Annotated in this window: 19 protein-coding genes; 17 read left to right on the forward strand and 2 right to left on the reverse strand. The window is 66.1% G+C overall.

The genetic code is table 11. The features are described from left to right. Window positions 1-79 precede the first annotated feature (79 nt). The 7 genes from ASG86_RS18915 to ASG86_RS18945 are packed head-to-tail and all read left to right on the forward strand — an operon-like array spanning window position 80 to window position 7,340. Window positions 80-1,408, forward strand: a complete 1,329-nt coding sequence (locus ASG86_RS18915; RefSeq protein ID WP_056338102.1) for an extracellular solute-binding protein — start codon at window positions 80-82, stop codon at window positions 1,406-1,408. After that, window positions 1,405-2,340 carry a carbohydrate ABC transporter permease gene (locus ASG86_RS18920; RefSeq protein WP_056338106.1) on the forward strand — a complete coding sequence of 312 codons (936 nt, stop codon included), beginning with the start codon at window positions 1,405-1,407 and terminating at the stop codon, window positions 2,338-2,340. The genes ASG86_RS18915 and ASG86_RS18920 overlap by 4 nt, the downstream gene beginning before the upstream one ends. Window position 2,341: 1 nt before the next feature. Next, window positions 2,342-3,247, forward strand: coding sequence for a carbohydrate ABC transporter permease (locus tag ASG86_RS18925; RefSeq protein WP_056338109.1), 906 nt, complete (start codon window positions 2,342-2,344; stop codon window positions 3,245-3,247). Between the two features lie 13 nt (window positions 3,248-3,260). Then, window positions 3,261-4,451 carry a Gfo/Idh/MocA family protein gene (locus tag ASG86_RS18930; protein ID WP_056338111.1) on the forward strand — a complete coding sequence of 397 codons (1,191 nt, stop codon included), beginning with the start codon at window positions 3,261-3,263 and terminating at the stop codon, window positions 4,449-4,451. A gap of 34 nt (window positions 4,452-4,485) precedes the next feature. Then, entirely contained in the window at window positions 4,486-5,490 is a 1,005-nt protein-coding gene (locus tag ASG86_RS18935) for a sugar phosphate isomerase/epimerase family protein (protein ID WP_056338124.1), read from the forward strand. Between the two features lie 51 nt (window positions 5,491-5,541). Beyond that, complete coding sequence (locus tag ASG86_RS18940) at window positions 5,542-6,240, forward strand: ThuA domain-containing protein (protein ID WP_056338125.1); 699 nt, start codon at window positions 5,542-5,544, stop codon at window positions 6,238-6,240. Next, window positions 6,225-7,340 carry a Gfo/Idh/MocA family protein gene (locus ASG86_RS18945; RefSeq protein WP_056338129.1) on the forward strand — a complete coding sequence of 372 codons (1,116 nt, stop codon included), beginning with the start codon at window positions 6,225-6,227 and terminating at the stop codon, window positions 7,338-7,340. Before ASG86_RS18940 ends, ASG86_RS18945 begins: the two co-directional genes overlap by 16 nt. A gap of 33 nt (window positions 7,341-7,373) precedes the next feature. Here ASG86_RS18945 and ASG86_RS18950 read toward each other — a convergent pair whose 3' ends face one another. Continuing rightward, entirely contained in the window at window positions 7,374-8,525 is a 1,152-nt protein-coding gene (locus ASG86_RS18950) for a GGDEF domain-containing protein (protein ID WP_056338132.1), read from the reverse strand. Between the two features lie 145 nt (window positions 8,526-8,670). Here ASG86_RS18950 and ASG86_RS18955 point away from each other — a divergent pair, with 145 nt between their 5' ends. The 8 genes from ASG86_RS18955 (at window position 8,671) to ASG86_RS18990 (ending at window position 16,758) form a co-directional block, all read left to right on the forward strand. Continuing rightward, complete coding sequence (locus ASG86_RS18955; RefSeq protein ID WP_056338135.1) at window positions 8,671-8,907, forward strand: zinc-ribbon domain-containing protein; 237 nt, start codon at window positions 8,671-8,673, stop codon at window positions 8,905-8,907. A gap of 235 nt (window positions 8,908-9,142) precedes the next feature. Beyond that, window positions 9,143-10,327: a ribosome small subunit-dependent GTPase A gene (gene rsgA, locus ASG86_RS18960; RefSeq protein WP_056338137.1), complete on the forward strand. Its 1,185-nt coding sequence runs from the start codon at window positions 9,143-9,145 to the stop codon at window positions 10,325-10,327. Window positions 10,328-10,369: 42 nt separating this feature from the next. After that, window positions 10,370-11,095, forward strand: a complete 726-nt coding sequence (locus ASG86_RS18965) for an alpha/beta fold hydrolase (RefSeq protein ID WP_056338140.1) — start codon at window positions 10,370-10,372, stop codon at window positions 11,093-11,095. A gap of 47 nt (window positions 11,096-11,142) precedes the next feature. Next, on the forward strand, window positions 11,143-12,243 hold the full coding sequence (locus ASG86_RS18970) for an agmatine deiminase family protein (RefSeq protein WP_056338143.1): 1,101 nt from the start codon (window positions 11,143-11,145) through the stop codon (window positions 12,241-12,243). Then, window positions 12,240-14,012 carry an amidase gene (locus ASG86_RS18975; RefSeq protein ID WP_200946293.1) on the forward strand — a complete coding sequence of 591 codons (1,773 nt, stop codon included), beginning with the start codon at window positions 12,240-12,242 and terminating at the stop codon, window positions 14,010-14,012. Before ASG86_RS18970 ends, ASG86_RS18975 begins: the two co-directional genes overlap by 4 nt. A gap of 183 nt (window positions 14,013-14,195) precedes the next feature. Continuing rightward, complete coding sequence (locus tag ASG86_RS18980; protein ID WP_056338146.1) at window positions 14,196-15,098, forward strand: pentapeptide repeat-containing protein; 903 nt, start codon at window positions 14,196-14,198, stop codon at window positions 15,096-15,098. A gap of 42 nt (window positions 15,099-15,140) precedes the next feature. Continuing rightward, window positions 15,141-16,391 carry a D-arabinono-1,4-lactone oxidase gene (locus ASG86_RS18985; protein ID WP_056338149.1) on the forward strand — a complete coding sequence of 417 codons (1,251 nt, stop codon included), beginning with the start codon at window positions 15,141-15,143 and terminating at the stop codon, window positions 16,389-16,391. A 22-nt stretch (window positions 16,392-16,413) separates the two neighbouring features. After that, window positions 16,414-16,758 carry a hypothetical protein gene (locus ASG86_RS18990; protein WP_056338152.1) on the forward strand — a complete coding sequence of 115 codons (345 nt, stop codon included), beginning with the start codon at window positions 16,414-16,416 and terminating at the stop codon, window positions 16,756-16,758. 106 nt (window positions 16,759-16,864) lie between these two features. Here ASG86_RS18990 and ASG86_RS18995 read toward each other — a convergent pair whose 3' ends face one another. Next, window positions 16,865-17,404: a MarR family winged helix-turn-helix transcriptional regulator gene (locus ASG86_RS18995; RefSeq protein WP_056338156.1), complete on the reverse strand. Its 540-nt coding sequence runs from the start codon at window positions 17,402-17,404 to the stop codon at window positions 16,865-16,867. A 274-nt stretch (window positions 17,405-17,678) separates the two neighbouring features. On the opposite strand from ASG86_RS18995, the gene ASG86_RS19000 reads away from it, so the two are divergent. Both ASG86_RS19000 and ASG86_RS19005 read left to right on the forward strand, forming a co-directional pair. After that, complete coding sequence (locus ASG86_RS19000; RefSeq protein WP_235565235.1) at window positions 17,679-18,653, forward strand: hypothetical protein; 975 nt, start codon at window positions 17,679-17,681, stop codon at window positions 18,651-18,653. Next, a partial coding sequence (locus ASG86_RS19005) for a phage holin family protein (protein WP_200946294.1) occupies window positions 18,653-18,855 on the forward strand: 203 nt, incomplete at its 3' end. The genes ASG86_RS19000 and ASG86_RS19005, both read left to right, overlap by 1 nt.

An 18,855-nucleotide genomic window follows, 5' to 3' on the forward strand; every position in this document is an offset into this window, starting at 1 on the left:
TATCACCGGGTCGAAATATTTCGAATGACTGTCGAAGATGACACCCGGAATCCGACTGCAAAATCACAATGGAGAAGCAATGAAGCAACCCCAGACCTCCCGGCGCTCTTTCCTCGCCCTCGCTGCCCTTACTCCCTTTGCCGTTGCCGCAACCAGCGCCTGCGGGACGTCCGGTCCCGGCGCCTCCAGCGGCGGCGGGGGAGCCAGCATGTGGTACCTGTCGGGCGAGCCGAACCAGACCACGATGCAGAAGGCCGCGGACGCGTTCAGCTCGGCGAACCCGAATGACAAAATCACTGTCACCTATTTCCAGAACGACGCATACAAGACCAAGATCAAGACTGCGATCGGCGCGGGCCAGGCGCCCACCATCATCTACGGCTGGGGCGGCGGTGGCCTGAAGACCTACGCCGAGGCCAACCAGGTAGAGGACCTGACCAGCTGGTTTGACCAGAACCCGGACCTGAAGAAGAAGTTCTTCCCGTCCGTCTTCGGTGCAGCCACTGTCAACGGCAAGATCTATGCCCTGCCCAACCAGTACGTCGCCCCGATCGTCCTTTTCTACAACAAGGAACTCTTCGCAAAGGCCGGCGTTCAGCCACCCAAGACCTGGGACGACATTATGTCCTTGGTCAAGACCTTCAATGGCATGGGCGTGGCCCCCTTCTCCCTTGGCGGGCAGTCGCGCTGGACCTCCATGATGTGGCTCGAATACCTGCTCGACCGGATTGGCGGCCCCGACGTTTTCAAGGCCATCTTCGAAGGAAAGCCGAATGCCTGGATGGACCCTGCCGTGATCGAGACCGGCACCAAAATCCAGGAACTCGTCTCCGCGGATGGCTTCATCAAGGGTTTCTCCTCCATCACGGCGGACTCCAACGCAGACCAGGCACTTCTGTTCACGGGCAAGGCCGCCATGATGCTGCATGGTTCCTGGACCTACGGTGGCATGAAGAAGAACGGCCAGAACTTCGTCCAGGACGGAAAGCTGGGCTTCGTCAACTTCCCCACTGTCGCAGGCGGCAAGGGCGATCCCAAGAACGGCGTTGGCAACCCTGCCTCGTACATGTCGATTTCCTCCAAGGCCACTGACAAGGAAAAGGAGTCCGCCAAGAAGTTCTTCAAGGACGGGATCCTGACCGACACCGTCATTGATGCCTACATCAATTCCGGCTCGGTTCCCATTGTCAACGGCATCGAGGACAAGCTGAACGGCTCCCCGGACAAGGACTTCCTCAACTTCGTCTACGGCATGGCCAAGAACGCGCCGAGCTTCCAGCAGTCCTGGGACCAGGCGCTGAGCCCCACCGCAGCCGAGGCCCTGCTGAACAACATCGACCAGCTGTTCCTGAAGTCGATCACCCCGCAGCAGTTCGCCGAGAACATGAACGCCACCCTGGGCAAATGAGTAACGCTATCTCCACCGCCCCAGGGGCCGCCGTCGGCATCAAGGATTCCAGGGAAACCGAAAAGCGCAAGGCCGCCCTGGCATGGCTGACACTGCCGGCACTGTTCTTCTTCCTGGTGTTCGCCGTCATCCCGCTGGCGGGTGTGCTCATCCTGAGCTTCGCCAGCTGGGACGGCATCGGTGCCATCGGGGCGGCGGGCATGGACAACTGGTTCTCTGTGTTTGCGGATCCGGGACTGTACAACGCGCTGGGCCTGACGTTCCTGATCATGATCGTCTCCTGGCTGGTCCAGACCCCCATCAGCCTCCTGCTGGGGGTGTTCACGGCCGGAAGCCAGCGCTACCGGGCCGCCCTGGCTGTGCTGTACTTCCTGCCCCTGCTGCTCTCATCCGCTGCTGTCGCCATCGCCTTCAAGGCCCTGCTGGATCCCAACTTCGGCCTGGCAACCGGACTGGGGTTGCCGTTCCTGGCGCAGGACTGGCTGGGAGTGCCGCACCTGGCGCTCGGCCTGGTCATCTTCGTCATCGCCTGGCAATTCGTCCCGTTCCACACCCTCATCTACCAGGGCGGCGTGCGGCAGATTCCGAAGTCGCTCTACGAGGCGGCCCAGATCGACGGGGCCGGGACCATCAAGCAGTTCTTCCACATCACCCTGCCCCAGTTGAAGTACACCATCATCACCTCGTCCACGCTGATGGTGGTGGGGTCGCTGACCTACTTCGACCTGATCTTCGTCCTCACCGGCGGCGGCCCCGGAAACTCCACCCGGATCCTGGCGCTGGACATGTACCTGCGGGGCTTCCGGGCCAACCTCATGGGCCCGGCCAGCGTCATCGCCGTCATTCTCGTCATCATCGGCCTCGGTCTTGCCTTGTTCCTCCAGCGTCTTGGCGGCAAGGACAAGCAGGGCAGCCAATTGGAAGGTTTGTAGGGTGAGCACCGTATTGAAAAGCAATACGCAGGAGGCCCGGAGTGGAACCATGGGCGGCTCCATGGTTCCCAAGCGGGGCCTCGGCCAACGGCTGAGCCGGCTCAACATCCCGGGAGGACTGGGCGGCTGGATCTGGCTGGCCATCATCATCCTGCCGGTCTACTACGTGGTGATCACCAGCCTTAAGACGCAGGCGGGGTACTTCGGCCAGAATCCCCTGGCCCTCCCCACCTCTCCGACCCTGGAGAATTACCAGCTGGTCCTTGAGGCCGACTTCGCCACGTACTTCATGAACAGCGCCATCGTCACGCTCGGTTCCGTGATACCCACCGTGCTGATTTCATTCATGGCCTCGTTCGCGATCGTCCGCGGCAGCGGGCGGTTCCTGAAGCTGGTCAACGGCATGTTCCTCATGGGGCTTGCCATCCCGCTGCAGGCCACGATCATCCCGATCTACCTGATGATCATCCGGCTCAACCTGTACGACAGCCTGCTGGCTCTGATGCTGCCGTCCATAGCCTTTGCCATCCCGCTGACCGTGCTGATCCTGTCCAACTTCATCCGCGACGTCCCGAACGAGCTGTTCGAGTCAATGCGGCTGGACGGCTGCAGCGAATGGCAGACCATGTGGCGGCTCGCCCTGCCCCTCACCCGCCCTGCCATCGTGACCGTGGCCATCTACAACGGCCTGCATGTCTGGAACGGGTTCCTGCTGCCGCTGGTCCTCACCCAAAGCCCGGGCCTGCGGGTCCTGCCCCTGGGCCTGTGGAGCTTCCAGGGCGAGTACAGCGTCAATATCCCGGCCGTCCTCGCCTCGGTGGTGCTCAGCACGCTGCCCATCCTGGTGCTTTACGTCATCGGCCGCCGCCAGCTGCTGGCAGGCCTGACCGCCGGCTTCAGCAAGTAGAAAGGATCTCTCCATGACCACTGCCAAGCCCCTGCGGGTCGGCATGGTGGGCTACGCCTTCATGGGTGCAGCCCACTCCCACGCCTGGCGCACCGCACCGCGGTTCTTCGACCTGCCGCTGCAGCCACAGCTCACCGCGGTGGCCGGCAGGAATGCCGACGGCGTCCGTGCCGCGGCAGACAAGCTCGGCTGGGACTCGGTTGAGACCGACTGGCGGCGCCTGATCGAGCGTGACGACATCGACCTCGTCGACATCTGCACCCCCGGCAACACACACGCCGAGATTGCCATCGCCGCCCTTGAAGCGGGCAAGCATGTGTTGTGCGAAAAGCCGCTGGCCAACTCCGTGGAGGAGGCCGAACGGATGACGCTCGCTGCGGAAACCGCCGCAAAGAACGGCGTCTTCTCCATGTGCGGCTTCAGCTACCGCCGCACCCCTGCACTGGCCCTGGCCAAGCGGTTCGTGGAACAGGGCAGGCTCGGCGAGATCCGCCACATCCGCGCCCAGTACCTGCAGGACTGGCTCTCCGATGCCAATGCCCCCATGACCTGGCGGCTGGACAAGAGCAAGTCCGGCTCCGGCTCCCTGGGTGACATCGGAGCCCACAGCATCGACGCCGCGCAGTGGGTCACCGGCCTGAATATCAGCGGGGTGTCGGCAATGCTGGAAACCTTCGTCCGGGAACGCCCGCTGGCCGGCGACCTGGTGGGCCTTGGCGGCCACGGCGACCTCAGCAGCGACGCTCCGCGCGGGGCGGTCACCGTTGATGACGCCGCCATCTTCAGCGCAAAGTTCGACGGCGGTGCCTCCGCGGGTGCCATCGGCGTCTTTGAGGCGACGCGCTACGCCCTGGGCAGGAAGAACGCCATGCGGCTGGAGGTCAACGGCACAAAGGGCTCCTTGGCCTTTGACTTCGAGGACATGAACGTCCTGTCCTTCTATGACGCTGCCGAATCTCCCGACGCCGGCTTCCGCCGGATCTTCGTCACCGAACCCGAGCACCCCTATGTGGGGAACTGGTGGCCCACCGGCCACGGCCTGGGGTACGAGCATGGCTTCACCCACCAGGTGGTGGACCTCGTCACGGCCATCGGAGAAGGCCGCCAGCCCGAACCGTCCTTCGCCGACGCCCTGCAGGTACAGCGGGTCCTCGCCGCGGTGGAGTCCAGCGCCGCCAACGCCAGCCAATGGCAAAAAGTCTGAGCGGCACCGAACTTCAAGCAACCAAGGAATACACATGACACGACCAATCACGCTGTTCACCGGGCAGTGGGCCGACCTCCCCTTTGAGGAAGTGGCGCGGCTTGCCGGCGAGTGGGGCTTCGACGGACTGGAGATCGCCTGTTGGGGCGACCACCTGGACCCGCGCCGGGCTGCGGAGGACGACAACTACCTCCAGGGCCGGCTGGACATCCTCGAGAAGAACAACCTCAAGGTCTTCGCCATCGCCAACCACCTCACCGGCCAGGCCGTCTGCGACGACCCCATCGACGAACGCCACCAGGGCATCCTGTCAGCGGAAGTCTGGGGCAACGGCGAACCTGAAGGAGTACGCCGCCGGGCGGCGGAAGCCATGAAGGACACCGCCCGCGCGGCCGCGCGGCTCGGCGTCAAGACCGTGACGGGGTTCACCGGTTCCTCCATCTGGAAGGCCGTCGCCATGTTCCCGCCAGCCTCCCAGGCAATGATCGACGCCGGCTACCAGGACTTCGCGGACCGGTGGAACCCCATCCTGGACGTCTTCGACGAAGAGGGTGTCCGGTTCGCACTCGAGGTCCACCCCTCCGAAATCGCCTACGACTACTGGACGGCGAAGCGGACGCTTGAGGCCATCGGCCACAGGGAGAACTTCGGCCTGAACTTCGACCCCTCCCACTTCATCTGGCAGGACCTGGATCCGGTGATGTTCCTGCAGGACTTCGCGGACAAGATCTTCCACGTGCACGTCAAGGAATCCGTCCGCCAACTGGATGGCCGCAACGGCCGCCTGGGCTCGCACCTCGCCTGGGCGGATCCACGGAGGGGCTGGGACTTCGTCACGGCAGGACACGGGGACGTGCAGTGGAACCGGATCTTCCGGACCCTGAACGCCATCGGCTACGACGGCCCCACCAGCATCGAATGGGAGGATGCGGGAATGGACCGCCTCATCGGCGCCCCCCAGGCGCTGGCCATGGTCCAGGAACTGGCCCGGATCGCCCCGCCGGCAGCCGCCTTCGACGCCGCCTTCGCCAGCCACTGACCCCTGCTCGTTCCGGCCGGCAGAGCCGGCTGCCAAACAAAGGAAACTTCAATGACCGAACGCAAGAATGCCCTGGTGGTCCGGGGCGGCTGGGACGGCCACCAGCCCTACGAGGCCACCGAGCTCTTCATCCCCTACCTGAAGGACAACGGCTATGACGTCCGGGTGGAAGAAAGCCCCAAGGTCTACGCCGACGCTGCCTACATGGCCGGCGTGGACCTGATCATGCAGTGCATGACCATGTCCACCATTGAAAAGGACGAGTTCGCCGGACTGCGGGCAGCCGTGGAGAACGGCACCGGCCTGGCGGGGTGGCACGGTGGAATCGCCGATTCCTACCGGAACACCTCCGACTACCTGCACCTGATCGGCGGACAGTTCGCATGCCACCCCGGCAAGCACCCGGACGAGTGCGTCGGCGAGCAGTCGGACAACTATGTGCCATACACGGTCAACATGCTGCCCGCAGCCGCCGAACACCCCATCACCCAGGGCATCAAGGACTTCGACCTGGTGACCGAACAGTACTGGGTCCTCTCCGACGACTACATCGACGTCCTGGCCACCACCACCCAGAAGGTCCGCGAATGGGACCCGTGGAACCGTGAAGTGACCTCCCCCGCCATCTGGACCCGGCAGTGGGGCAAGGGCCGGATCTTCGTGACCACCCCCGGCCACCGCGTGGAAATCCTGCAGGACCAAAACGTACGCACCATCATTGAAAGGGGCCTGCTGTGGGCAAGCCGTTGAAAGTCGGAATCATTGGCTGCGGAGCCATCATCGCGCAGTACCTCACCAATTTCCGGCGGCTGGACCAGGTCCAGCTGGTAGCCGTGGCGGACCTGGATCCGGCACGTGCCCAGGCGGTGGCGGATGACTACGAGGGCGTCCGCGCCCTGTCGGTGGATGAACTGCTGGCTGCTAACGACGTGGACTTGGTCCTGAACCTGACCATCCCCGCCGCGCACGCGGACGTGGCGCTGAAGGCGATTGCGGCGGGCAAGAGCGTGTACGGCGAAAAGCCGCTGGCCGCCACAACTGCGGAGGCACGCCAAGTGCTGGACGCAGCACGCCAGGCAGGCGTCGTCGTCGGCTGTGCCCCCGACACCGTGCTGGGCACCGGCATCCAGACGGCCCGCAAAGCCATCGACGATGGCCTCATCGGTGCCCCCATCTCGGCGTCGGCCACCATGGTGACTCCGGGCCACGAGCGCTGGCACCCAAACCCTGACTTTTACTACCAGCCCGGCGGCGGGCCCCTTTTGGACATGGGCCCCTACTATGTCACCGCCCTGGTGACGCTGCTGGGCCCCGTTGTCTCGGTGCTGGGCGCAGCCAGCCATACCCGCAACGAGCGGACTATCGGATCCGGGCCGAGGCAGGGTGAAAAGGTGCCCGTCACCATCGACTCCCACGTCACTGGCATCCTGGTCCACGCCTCCGGGGCGCTCTCCACCCTTTTCATGAGCTTCGACGCCGTGAAGTCCAAGTCGCCCAACATCGAGATCCACGGCGAGCGCGGATCCCTGGTGGTACCGGATCCCAACCACTTTGACGGCGACGTCCAGCTGTTCTCCCTGGGCGCGGAGGACTGGGAAACCCTTCCCGCTTCGGCAGGGTACGTCGATTCCGGCCGGGGATTCGGCATCGCGGACCTGGCCGCCACTCCCCAGGGCAAGGAACCCCGCGCGGGCGGTGCCCTGGCCTACCATGTCCTGGAGGTCATGGAATCTGTCCTGAAGGCCGCGAACAGCGGCATGACGGTGAGCATCCAGAGCACTGTTGAGCGGCCGGAAAGCGTGGCGCTGACCGTCCTGGCCGAGCAGGCAGACGCCCTTCAGGCCAAATAACCATCCGGAACCGCGCGGTCCGTCGCAGGGGAGCTAATGCACTCCATCGCTGCGGGCGGCGCGGTTCCTGCCCAGGGACTTCGCCCTGTACAGCGCTGAATCCGCCGCGGCGATGAGCTCATCAACATCGGAGGTCCCGCCGTCGTAGGTGGAAATGCCGTAGCTCGCGGTGGGCATCTGCATGCCCTCCGGCGCGTCAGCCCCGGCCATGCGGCTGCTGATTTCCTCGGCAATCGTCTCGGCCCGTTCGGCACTTGCCCCCGGCACCAGGATGACAAATTCCTCCCCGCCGTACCTCCCGGTGAGGTCTGTGGATCGGACGGTGGCAGCGCAGGCGTCAGCGAAAGCCTGCAATGCCAGGTCTCCGGCGGCATGGCCGTAGGTGTCGTTGACGGTCTTGAAGTGGTCAAGATCTGCCAGGATCAGGGCTCCTGACCCGCCGGTAATGGTACGGTCGGCCAGCTGCTCGGCGGCCAGTTCCAGGAAGGCCTTGCGGTTCAGGAGCCCCGTGAGGTCGTCCCGGCTGGCCACCACGCGCAGGGCGCGGGTCTGTTGTTCGGTGCTCAGCGCCGCCATGCTGAAGGAGACCACCACCAGCAGCACCATGGTCACCAGGGTGGTGACGGCGGATCCAAACACGGTGACAAAGACTGGACCGTCGGGGCCTTCCGCCAGGAATGCCAGCCAGCGGAAGAAGTAGAAAATGCTGAGCCCTCCGGCAGCCATCGCCAGGGGGATGCGGACGCGTGAATAACCCGGTTCGAGGCGCCATAGTTCACGTGAGGCCAACCCGATGGTCAGGCTCATGGCGGCAAGGAACACGGGGCCGCCGGACCAGGTATTGGTGGCGGGATGGTCCAGCAGGGAGGCCACCAGCGTGACCAGCGGAATGCCGGTGAAGGCCCACTTGGGCGGCCGCACGGTCCGCAGGGAGCGGGCCCCGGCCCACACGGCGACGCCGCCGTGCACCAGCAGGGCGTTCCCCACCGGGTTAGCCCACACCTGGTGGGCTGTGCCGTCCAGCAGGTAGCAGCCTGCCCCGGAGAGGAAGAACAGCAGGGCGCCGCACCACCAAGCGCTGTAAGGCGAGCGCGTCAACCGGTAGGCGGCAAAGTAGAAGAGGACCACCAGGACAAGGGCCATGAGGCCAAAAGCGATGCGGAGGGTCGCCGCATCCAGAACCATCTGCCAGTAGCCCCCCAAAGCCCCGATGTTGCCTCACGCAAGTATTGCATCCACCAACATGGTGCAGAAGACCCCTTACCCCCGCCGGGACTCCTCAAACCCACCTAGGCTGGCAGGTAAACCACGGGACCACGAAAGGCATGACATGCTCCTTCTCTTCGGTTTCAAGGCCGTCCACAAGGCCCTCCCAGGGCGGGCGGCAACCTGCAGTAACTGCGGCGCCTTCATCCACCATCTCCTGGAAGAGCAGGCCACCAAGTTCACCCTGTTCTTCATTCCGGTACTCACGGTGTCGCGGAAATTCCGCATCACCTGCACCAACTGCGGCTACGTTTCGTCCATTACTGGACGACAGAAACGGGCGCTGGAACTCCGCCGGTAGCCCTCTGGACCCCGGCATCGGGGGCCGCTAGAGTGGGACGCGTTCCCGCCCTGCCGCTTCCCGGCAGGAGGACGGAACCCGCACGAGGGAATGGAGGTGGTTTTGATGACTGCTGTTGCCGCGCGCCGTGAGCGCCCCGCATCCACTACATCAACCATCCCGCCCGGCTGCATTCGCGTTTCCTGACGCTACGCGTCCAACCGCCAGTGCACCGGGGATATCCAAGGAAACCACAGTGCATACTTCTTCAGGCAACCCCCTGGACACCACCAACGAACACACTGACAGCACCACAATCATTCATCCCTTGCCGAGCGGAGGCCCGTCCGCTTACGGCTACACGCCCGCCGTGGCCCACTATTTCGATCAGCACCCCTGCCCGGGGGCAACTGCACCCGGGCGGGTGGTGCGCGTGGACCGCACCCTGCTGCTCATTGCCGTCGACGACGCGCTCCTGCACCTGCCATACCCCCTGTCCGGCGGGCAGGCCGTCACCGGTGACTGGGTCTGGATCGGCCCAAACCGGGCGGGCGACCGGCAAATCCTGGCCGTCCTTCCCCGCCGCTCCGAGCTCAGCCGAAAACGGGCATTCGAGGACTCCTCCGCCGCCCAGGTCCTGGCCGCGAACATGGACACGGTGGGGGTGGTGGTCCCCGTGGACCGGCCCCTCACTCACAACCGGCTGGAACGCACCCTCGTCGCCGCATGGGATTCCGGCGCCACTCCCCTGGTGATCATCACCAAGGCAGACCTGGCGGAGGTGGCGGACGACGTCGTCGGGAAAGTCATCCTGCAGGCGGCAGGTGTGGAGGTGGTCACCACGTCGGCCGAAAACGGGGACGGGATCGACGAACTGATGGGGCAGATTCCGACCGGCGGGACCATCGTGCTCCTGGGGCCGTCCGGTGCCGGGAAATCCACGTTGATCAATGCCTTGGTGGGCCGCCAGGTCCAGGAAACCGGGGAGGTGCGGTCCGGAGATTTCAAGGGCAAGCACACCACCACTGCCAGGGAGCTGGTGCCGCTGTCCAACGGGACGGTGCTGATGGATACGCCCGGCGTGCGCGGGTTTGGGCTGTTCGACGCCGGCGAAGGGCTGGACGGGATGTTCGGCGACGTCGAGGAACTGGCCGCCGGTTGCCGGTTCGCTGACTGTGCGCACGGTACTGAGCCCGGCTGCGCGGTCCGCGAAGCGATCCACAGCGGCGCCCTGGCAGAACGCCGCTGGCATTCGTATGTGAAGATGCAGCGGGAACTGGCGGCACTGGCACGCCGATCCGACGTCGCCGCCCAGCGCGCCTACCACCGGGAGTGGCAGCAGAAAGTGGTTGCGGCGGGCAAATCACAACGCTGGGCAGAGCGCGAGGCCTCCGAGCGCGGGAGCCGGGCGGGAGGCAAGGACCGGAAGCGGAAGCGATAGGACAGCCCCGTCCGTGTCGGGGGCGGGGAGTAGGGTTCGGTCATGGACATCATCCTGGTACCCGGTTTCTGGTTGGACGCCTCGTCGTGGGATGGGGTGACACCTGCCCTGGAAGCAGCAGGGCACCGGCCCCACCCCCTCACCCTTCCCGGCAAGGAATCGTCGGAGGTCAGCCGTGCGGGTATCAGCCTGCAGGACCACATCGATGCAGTGGTGCGGGTTCTGGATGGCTTGCCGGCCAAGGCCATCCTGGTGGGCCATTCCGGCGGCGGTGCCATCATTCACGGGGTGGTGGACGCGCGGCCGGAGAAGGTGGAACGCGCCATCTACGTGGACAGCGGACCGCTGGGGGAAGGCGGCGTCATCAACGATGAGCTGCCGGCGGAGGGGGACGATGTGCCGCTGCCGCCTTGGGAGAGTTTTGACGATGCCGACCTGGTGGATCTCACCGACGGGCTCCGTCAGGCCTTCCGGGCCCGGGCCGTTCCCGAGCCCCGCGGCGTGGCCTGCGGCAGGCAGCACCTGCGTGACGAGCGGCGCTACCACGTGCCCGCCACCGTGATCGCCTGCGAATTCCCGTCCGCCATGCTTCGGGAGTGGATCGCGGCCGGCAGTCCGTTCGTTGCGGAACTGGCAAAGGTGCGGGAGGTGGAATTCGTCGACCTGCCAACAGGGCACTGGCCGCAGTTCACTAAACCGGACCAACTGGCGCATGCCATCCTGGCGGCGGTGGACCGGACGGCCACGGGCACGGCGGGCACGGCTTAAAACGAAACACTCTTGCGCGCGCTCAGCGCCGAACCCATAATAAATGAATGGCATTCATTTATTCGACAGTCAGGGACAGCGCCGCCCTTGATCACGTTTCCACAGGCACCGCTGCCCGCATGCCCGCAGAGTGGGAGGCCCACCAGCGCACCTGGATGGCGTTCCCGCCACCCAATGACACGTTCAGCCCCGTCGGGAGCCCCACCCTTGACCGCGCACGTGCAGCCTGGACCAGGGTGGCACAGACCATCGCCCGGTACGAGCCCGTCACCGTGGTGGCTGACCCAAGGGACGCCACGGCCGCGAGGGAATGGCTGGGCGGCGGCATCGACGTCATGGAGCTCCCGCTCGATGACGCGTGGCTGAGGGACAGCGGCCCCACGTTCGTGCACCAGCCGGACGGCTCACTGGCTGCCGTTGACTGGATCTTCAATGGCTGGGGCGCGCAGGAGTGGGCGGCCTGGGCCAAGGACCAGCACGTCGCCCGGACAGTGGCCGCGGGCGCCGGAGTGCCCGTCCGGCCAAGCGCCCTGGTCAATGAAGGCGGCGGGTTCCATGTGGACGGCGAAGGCACCGTCCTGTTGACCGAGACAGTCCAGCTGGATCCCGGCCGCAACCCCGGCGCCACCAAGGAGTCGGTGGAAGCGGAAGTCCACGGCGCCCTGGGCACCACCAAAGCCGTCTGGCTTCCGCGCGGACTGACCAGGGACTACGACGAGTTCGGCACACGGGGCCACGTGGACATCGTGGCAGCCTTCGCCGGCACCGGCACCATCCTGCTGCACCGCCAGGACGATCCCGCACACCCCGACCACGCCGTGTACCTGCAGCTGAAAGCCGTCCTCGCCGGCGAACTGGACGCCCAGGGCCGGCCGCTGCGCATCATCGACGTTCCGGCCCCCACAGTCCTTCGTGACGAGGAAGGCTGGGTGGACTGGTCCTATATCAACCACTACGTGGGCAACGATGTGGTGGTGCTCTGCGGCTTCGACGATCCCAACGACGCCATTGCGGCCGGGATCCTGGAACGTGCCTATCCCGGCAGGACGGTGGAGCTGGTGGATGCCCGGGACATCTTCGCCTTCGGTGGCGGCATCCACTGCATCACCCAGCAGCAGCCGGCCGCCAAGGACGGGGGCGCACTGTGAAGCTGGCCGAAACGCAGGCTCCGCTGCCGCTCAACGAAACGTTCAACGTTGTGGAGGCCGGCATCGCGCAGCTGCGCGCCGCCCTGGACTCCGGCCAGATGACCAGCGAGGAACTGGTCCGGCTCTATCTCGAACGCATCGAGAAGTATGACTCCTCGGGCATACGCCTGAACGCGCTGGTGGTGATGAACCCGGACGCCATCACCGAGGCACAGGCGTCAGACCGGCGCCGCGCCGCCGGCTTCACGCTCAGCCCCCTCGACGGCATCCCCTACACGGCTAAAGACAGCTACCAGGTGCAGGGTCTCACGGTCGCCGCCGGCTCACCGGCCTTCAAGGACCTGGTGGCCCAGCGCGACGCCTTCACCATCGAACGGCTGCGGGCCGGCGGCGCGGTCCTGATCGGACTCACCAACATGCCGCCCATGGCCAATGGAGGTATGCAGCGTGGAGTATATGGGCGGGCGGAAAGCCCCTACAACGAGCACTACCTCACCGCGGCCTTCGCGTCCGGGTCGTCCAACGGCTCAGGTACCGCAACTGCCGCCAGTTTCGCCGCTTTCGGACTCGCAGAGGAAACCTGGTCCTCGGGGCGGGCACCCGCGTCCAACAATGCGCTCTGCGCCTACACCCCCTCCCGCGGCGTCATTTCCGTCCGCGGCAACTGGCCACTTGTCCCCACCATGGACGTGGTGGTTCCGCACACCCGCACCATGGCCGACCTGCTGGAGGTCCTGGACGTAGTGGTGGCGGACGATAGCGAGACCCGCGGGGACTTCTGGCGCGTCCAGCCCTGGATCCCGGTACCCAAGGCATCCGCTGTCCGCCCGTCGTCGTACATGGACCTCGCGGTGCGGGACGTTTCCGCGGCCGCAGGCGTGCTGGCGGGTAAGTGCTTCGGTATCCCCCGGATGTACATCAACGCGGACCCGGACGCCGGGACCTCGGAGGCACCCGGCATCGGCGGCCCCACAGGCCAGCGGATCGAAACACGCCCGTCCATCCTGGAGCTCTGGAAAGCGGCGCGCCGTGACCTGGAAGCCGCAGGCGCGGACGTGGTGGAGGTGGATTTCCCGGTGGTGTCCAATTATGAAGGCGACCGGCCCGGTGCGCCGACCATTGCCACGCGCGGACTGGTGTCACCGGAATACCTGCGGCGGGAGATCGTGGACCTGTCTGCCTGGGCGTGGAATGACTTCCTTGATGCCAACGGCGACCCTGGCCTGAACCGCCTTGCCGACGTCGACGGTTCCGCCATCTTCCCAGCCCCCGAAGGTGCGCTGCCGGACCGGTACGACGGGTTCGACGACGACATCGCGGACTACCCCGCCTGGATCCGCGACAACGGGGTTCCCGTCCTGGCCAATATTCCGCACCTGCCCGAAGGCTTGGCAGGACTCGAAGAGACCCGCGGGGTGGACCTGGAGGAGTGGATGGACCGGCTGGGCCTGGATGCAGTGGTGTTCCCGGCAGCCGCCGACGTGGCGCCTGCGGACGCGGACGTCAATGAAGGCTCTGCGGACATCGCCTGGCGCAACGGGGTCTGGGTTGCCAACGGAAACCTGGTTCCGCGCCACCTCGGCATCCCCACGGTCACGGTTCCGATGGGCATCGCTTCCGACCTCGGGATGCCGGTGGGCCTCACCATTGCCGGCAGGGCCTACAGCGACACCCAACTGCTCCGGTTGGCGGCGGCCTTTGAGGCCACGGGGGCCCGTCGCGTTCCGCCCCCGCGCACCACGCCGGCACGGGATACCAAAAACAACTGACCGATCCCCGCAGCAGCGGATACTCTGGACGCAGTGATTCTCATACATTGCCTTTGATGTCCAGCAGTCCGCAGTTCCCGTCATCCCAAGCAGGAACGGTGATTCCGCGTGTCCCGGAGGGGAACCCAGCCATGGGTTCCCCTCCGTCCCGCACCCCTATCGGAACCACCCCCGGGAGCCATCTTGAAACCCACCACCCCTCCTTCCGCCGTCCCCTCCTCCGGCCAAGCCGCCCTTCGGCCTGACTGTTCGCAATGCTTTGCATTGTGCTGCACGGCCTTCGGGTTCACCCGCTCGGCCGACTTCGCCATCGACAAACCGCCGGCCACGCCATGCCCCAACCTGGCAGCGGACTTTTCCTGCACCATCCATGACCGGCTCCGGCCCCGCGGTTTTGTGGGCTGCACGGTCTTTGACTGCTTCGGTGCCGGCCAGGCCGTCAGCCAGCGCCTGTTCCGGGGCATCAGCTGGCGGGAAGAGCCGGAATCCGCGCCGGACATGTTCGCGGCCTTCAAGGTCCTGCGCCAGTTGCACGAAATGCTCTGGCTCCTGGGGCAGGCCGAGGCGAAGGCCTATGGCCCGGATACCGCCGGGGATGTGCGCAACCTGCAGGCCATGGTCCGGGACGTTGCAGAGGGTCCCCTCGACGACGTCCTGGCAGCCGACGTCGGATCCCTGCACGTCCAGGTAGGCGACGCACTGCGCGAGGTCAGCGACGAGGTCCGCGCGGGCTACTTCAGTGGCAACCCGCACCTGGACCACCTGAGGCCCGGTGCCGATCTCGCCGGGGCGGACCTGCGCGGTATGCCGCTGTGCGGCGCCAACCTTCGTGGCGCGTGCCTGATCGCCGCGGATTTCCGGGGCGCGGACCTGACGGCGACGGACCTGCTGGGCGCCGACCTGCGGGATGCGAGGTTCGACGACGCCGACCTCTCCGGCGCCCTCTTCCTCACCCAGGCACAAATCACCGCGGCACGCGGCAGCGCTTCCACCCGGCTCCCCGCCGGTCTTGAGCGGCCCGGCCACTGGCTGGGCGGTGCAACCCCGCCCGCACCGTGGAAGCTTCTTGACACGGGCAATTGTTAGCGCTGACAGTTGGAGGAAACCGACGCCAAGCGAAAGCCACCGATGAAGAACTGGGCAGGAAACCTCGAATACTCCTCCGCGGATGTCCGGCGGCCGGAATCCATCGCGGAACTGACGGACATCGTGGCGGCCGCGCCCCGGGTCAAGGCCCTGGGTTCCCGGCACTCCTTCAACCGGGTGGGTGATACCGACGGCGTGCACATCCTCCTCGATGCCCTGCCGCAGCAGGTGGAACTGGACTCAGCCAAGGGCACCGTCCGCGTCAGTGGCGGGGTGAGCTACGGGGCATTGTGCCGGACGTTGGAGGAGTCCGGGGTTGCCATCCATAACCTGGCCTCGCTGCCGCACATCTCGGTGGCCGGTGCGGTGCAGACCGGCACGCACGGCTCAGGGGTAGACAACCCTTCACTTGCCGGCGCCGTAGAGTCCATCAACCTGGTCCGGGCCTCCGGAGAGCAGGTCACGCTCACCCAGGCGGACGGGGACGAGTTCCTCGCCAGCGTGGTGGGCATCGGCGCCCTGGGCATCGTCACCGGACTGGAACTGGCCGTGCGCCCCAGCTTCAGGATGCGCCAGCGCGTCCTGGAGGATCTCCCCTGGGACAACGCCCTGGCCGATTTCAGCACCATCGTATCCAGCGCCTACAGCGTGAGCCTGTTTACTGACTACGCCGGCGACAGGATCAACCAAGTCTGGCTCAAGGCACTCGATGAAGAGCAGCCGCTCGCCAACCTGTTCGGCGCCACCGCCGCCCTCAACCCCCGGCACCCGCTGCCGGACATGTCCGCCGAGAACTGCACAGTACAGCTGGATGAGCCCGGGCCATGGCTGGACCGGCTGCCGCACTTCCGGCACGAATTCACGCCCAGCAACGGGGACGAACTGCAAAGCGAGTTCATCCTTCCCCTGGAGCACGCCCCCGCCGCCCTCCAGGCAGTCCGCGGGCTTGCCGGACAACTGGCACCACTGCTCTTCGTCTCGGAAATCCGCACCGGCGCCGCCGACGAGTTCTGGCTCAGCCCCTTCCACCGGCAGCAGAGCGTGGCCCTGCACTTCACCTGGAAACCGCTGCAACCGGAAGTGGAAGCCTTCCTCCCGGTCCTGGAAGAGGCCCTCCGGCCCTTCGGGGCCCGCCCGCACTGGGGCAAGCTCTTCACCCCGGACAGCCATGACTGGGAGAAGCTGTACCCGCGCTTCGCCGACTTCCGTTCCTTTGCCGCCCGTCATGATCCGGACGGCAAATTCCGGAACGCACTCCTGGACAGCATCCTGGGCGTCCCGGCCCGCCGGTAGGCACCGCCAGTACGCTGGAGGCATGACCTTCCGCGCCGCCGTCGTTACCGCCGCTTCCCTGTCCGCCGCCCTGTTGATGCTGACCGGGTGCGGCGCCGTGGGGGAAGCCGCCGGCACTGCGGCCAGCGACGCCGCCTCCAAGGTTGCCTCGGCCGCCGCCCAGGAGGTCAACCGGCAGATCTGCGCCGTGGTACAGGACGGCCTGGTCAGCGTGGAGGACCGCCAGGCGCTGGCGGGCCTCGTCTCGGCGGCACGGACAGCAGGGGTTCCGGCGGAAATTACGACGCCGTTGGGCCAGATTGCGGAGGCCGGAGACCAGGTGCCAACAGAGTCCGTCCGTGCCCTCAAGGATGCCTGCCAGGGCTGAGAGCAGGAAGACAAGGGTTAAGTAAAAGCAGTGGCCGGTCCGAAAGGTCCGGCCACTGCCTTTCCTGCTGATGATTCCGGCCGGACTCTCAGTTCCGGCAAGGAGTTCAGTTCTGGCGGGGCTGGTCCCAGCTCCGTGCGCCGCCTGCCCGCCCGGCCTGCGGCCGGTGGCCGTGCCCCGCCCGGTGTTCGGGCGGGGCAAACGGGACAACACCGGTATCACGGCCCGGCGGTACTGCGCGGACAAACTTCGTCAGCTCCTCGCGGAGTACATTCCACGCAATGTCCGGGTCATCCGGGTAAGCGTTGACCTCGGCCTTCCGTGCGGCTTCGACGGCGGCTTCGCCAGCATCGGTGAGCTCCACCTTCAGCTGCCTTCGGTCCGAAGCCTGGCGCACCCTGGTGATGAGTCCGGTGGCTTCAAGCCTGGTGAGAACCCTGCCCAGCGTCTGGCTTTGGACCCTGATCGCGTCGGCGAGCTGTTCCTGGTTCAGTGGGCCCCCCATCAGGCCTTCCAGTGCAATAACAGCGGCACGGGTGAGGCCAAGGGGGGCCAGTGCATCGTCCTGGCGCCGCTGGATCAGCCGCGCCGCCAACGTGATAAGGCGGTAGCTGCTCCGGGCGTCCGGATCGAGATTGCTGGTCATCGGCCGCGGCCTTCCTATAGGTGGCGAAGTGCTGGTCACCCTGCGTCGCTACACCCCTACAATAAGCATGCTTAGCAACCTGTTCGCAAGTAGGCTTACTATCCACCTCGCCCCGGGGCCCGCGTCAGGCGCCCCGAACTTCAAACAGCAGGACATTGCCCCTTGCAATCGAAATGAGAAGTGTGCTTAGTATCTAGTTAGTAACCTTGCTTACTAAGTTGCCAGCACTGCTGGTTCTTGTTCGCCAGCTAACCCTTTCTGAAAGAGAGTGATGATGACAGAGAACCAATGGCCCCAGACTCCGCGCACCACAACCGACCCGGCCGTCGTCGATCCATACGGCGCAACCGAGGCAGTACCCGGCCAGACCTCCTACACGGGAACCTCAGCCGACACCTCCAAGACGCAGGCTGCGAAGGAGGAGGCTTCCAACGTTGCCGGTGAAGCCGCATCGGCCGCCCAGGGAGTAGCCCAGACGGCCAAGGGCGAGGCCGCGAACGTGGCCCACGAGGCCAAGGCCAACGCCCAGGACCTGCTCCACCAGGCGAAGTCGGGCCTGACCAGCCAGGCCGGCACGCAGCAGCAGAAGGCCGCCGAGGGCATCCGCAACATCTCCAGCCAACTGCACAGCATGGCCAGCGCACCGGACCAGCAGGGCATGGCCAGCGACCTGATCCGGCAAGCAGCCGATCGCACGTCCTCCATGGCGTCCTGGTTGGAGAACCGGGAGCCCGGTGACCTCCTGAACGAGGTCCAGCGGTTTGCCCGCAACCGGCCCGGCATGGCGTCCTGGTTGGAGAACCGGGAGCCCGGTGACCTCCTGAACGAGGTCCAGCGGTTTGCCCGCAACCGGCCCGGAACGTTCCTGCTCCTCGCCGCCGGCGCCGGCGTCCTGGCCGGACGCCTCACCCGCGGCCTGACCGCAGGCGCCCCCGACTCGCAGGGGCAGGTCCAGGCTTCAGGCCAACAGGGTTTGGGCCAGCACCGCGCAGTGCAGTCACCGCCCGTAGCGCCCCTGCACCCGGAGACCGTGTACGCAGCCGGAACCGATGACCTCTTCGCTGAGCCGTCGGTAGCCAGCGGCGCTCCGGTATCCACCAGCACCCTGCCCTCGGGTACCGCCGAGGAGACCCCGCTTCGGTTCGATGACGACCCCTACCGGGCCGAAAACGGCGTCTACAACGACGACGAGCCGTTCGGCAGCGAAGGCACCTCCGGCACCGGCCGCCGCGGCACGGGTGGTCTGTGATGAGTAGCCAGATTCCGGAGATGCCGCCGAGTGAGGCGCATATGAAAGCGGACAACGCGTCGCTGGGTGAGTTGCTGGGGGATGTGACCCGGGACCTGTCCACCCTGATGCGCCAGGAAGTGGAGCTGGCCAAGGCCGAAGCGAAGCAGTCCGCCACCCGTGCAGGGAAAGGCGCCGGCATGCTCGCCGGCGCCGGCGTGGG

Source organism: Arthrobacter sp. Soil764, from assembly GCF_001428075.1.
Classification (GTDB): Bacteria; Actinomycetota; Actinomycetes; order Actinomycetales; family Micrococcaceae; genus Arthrobacter.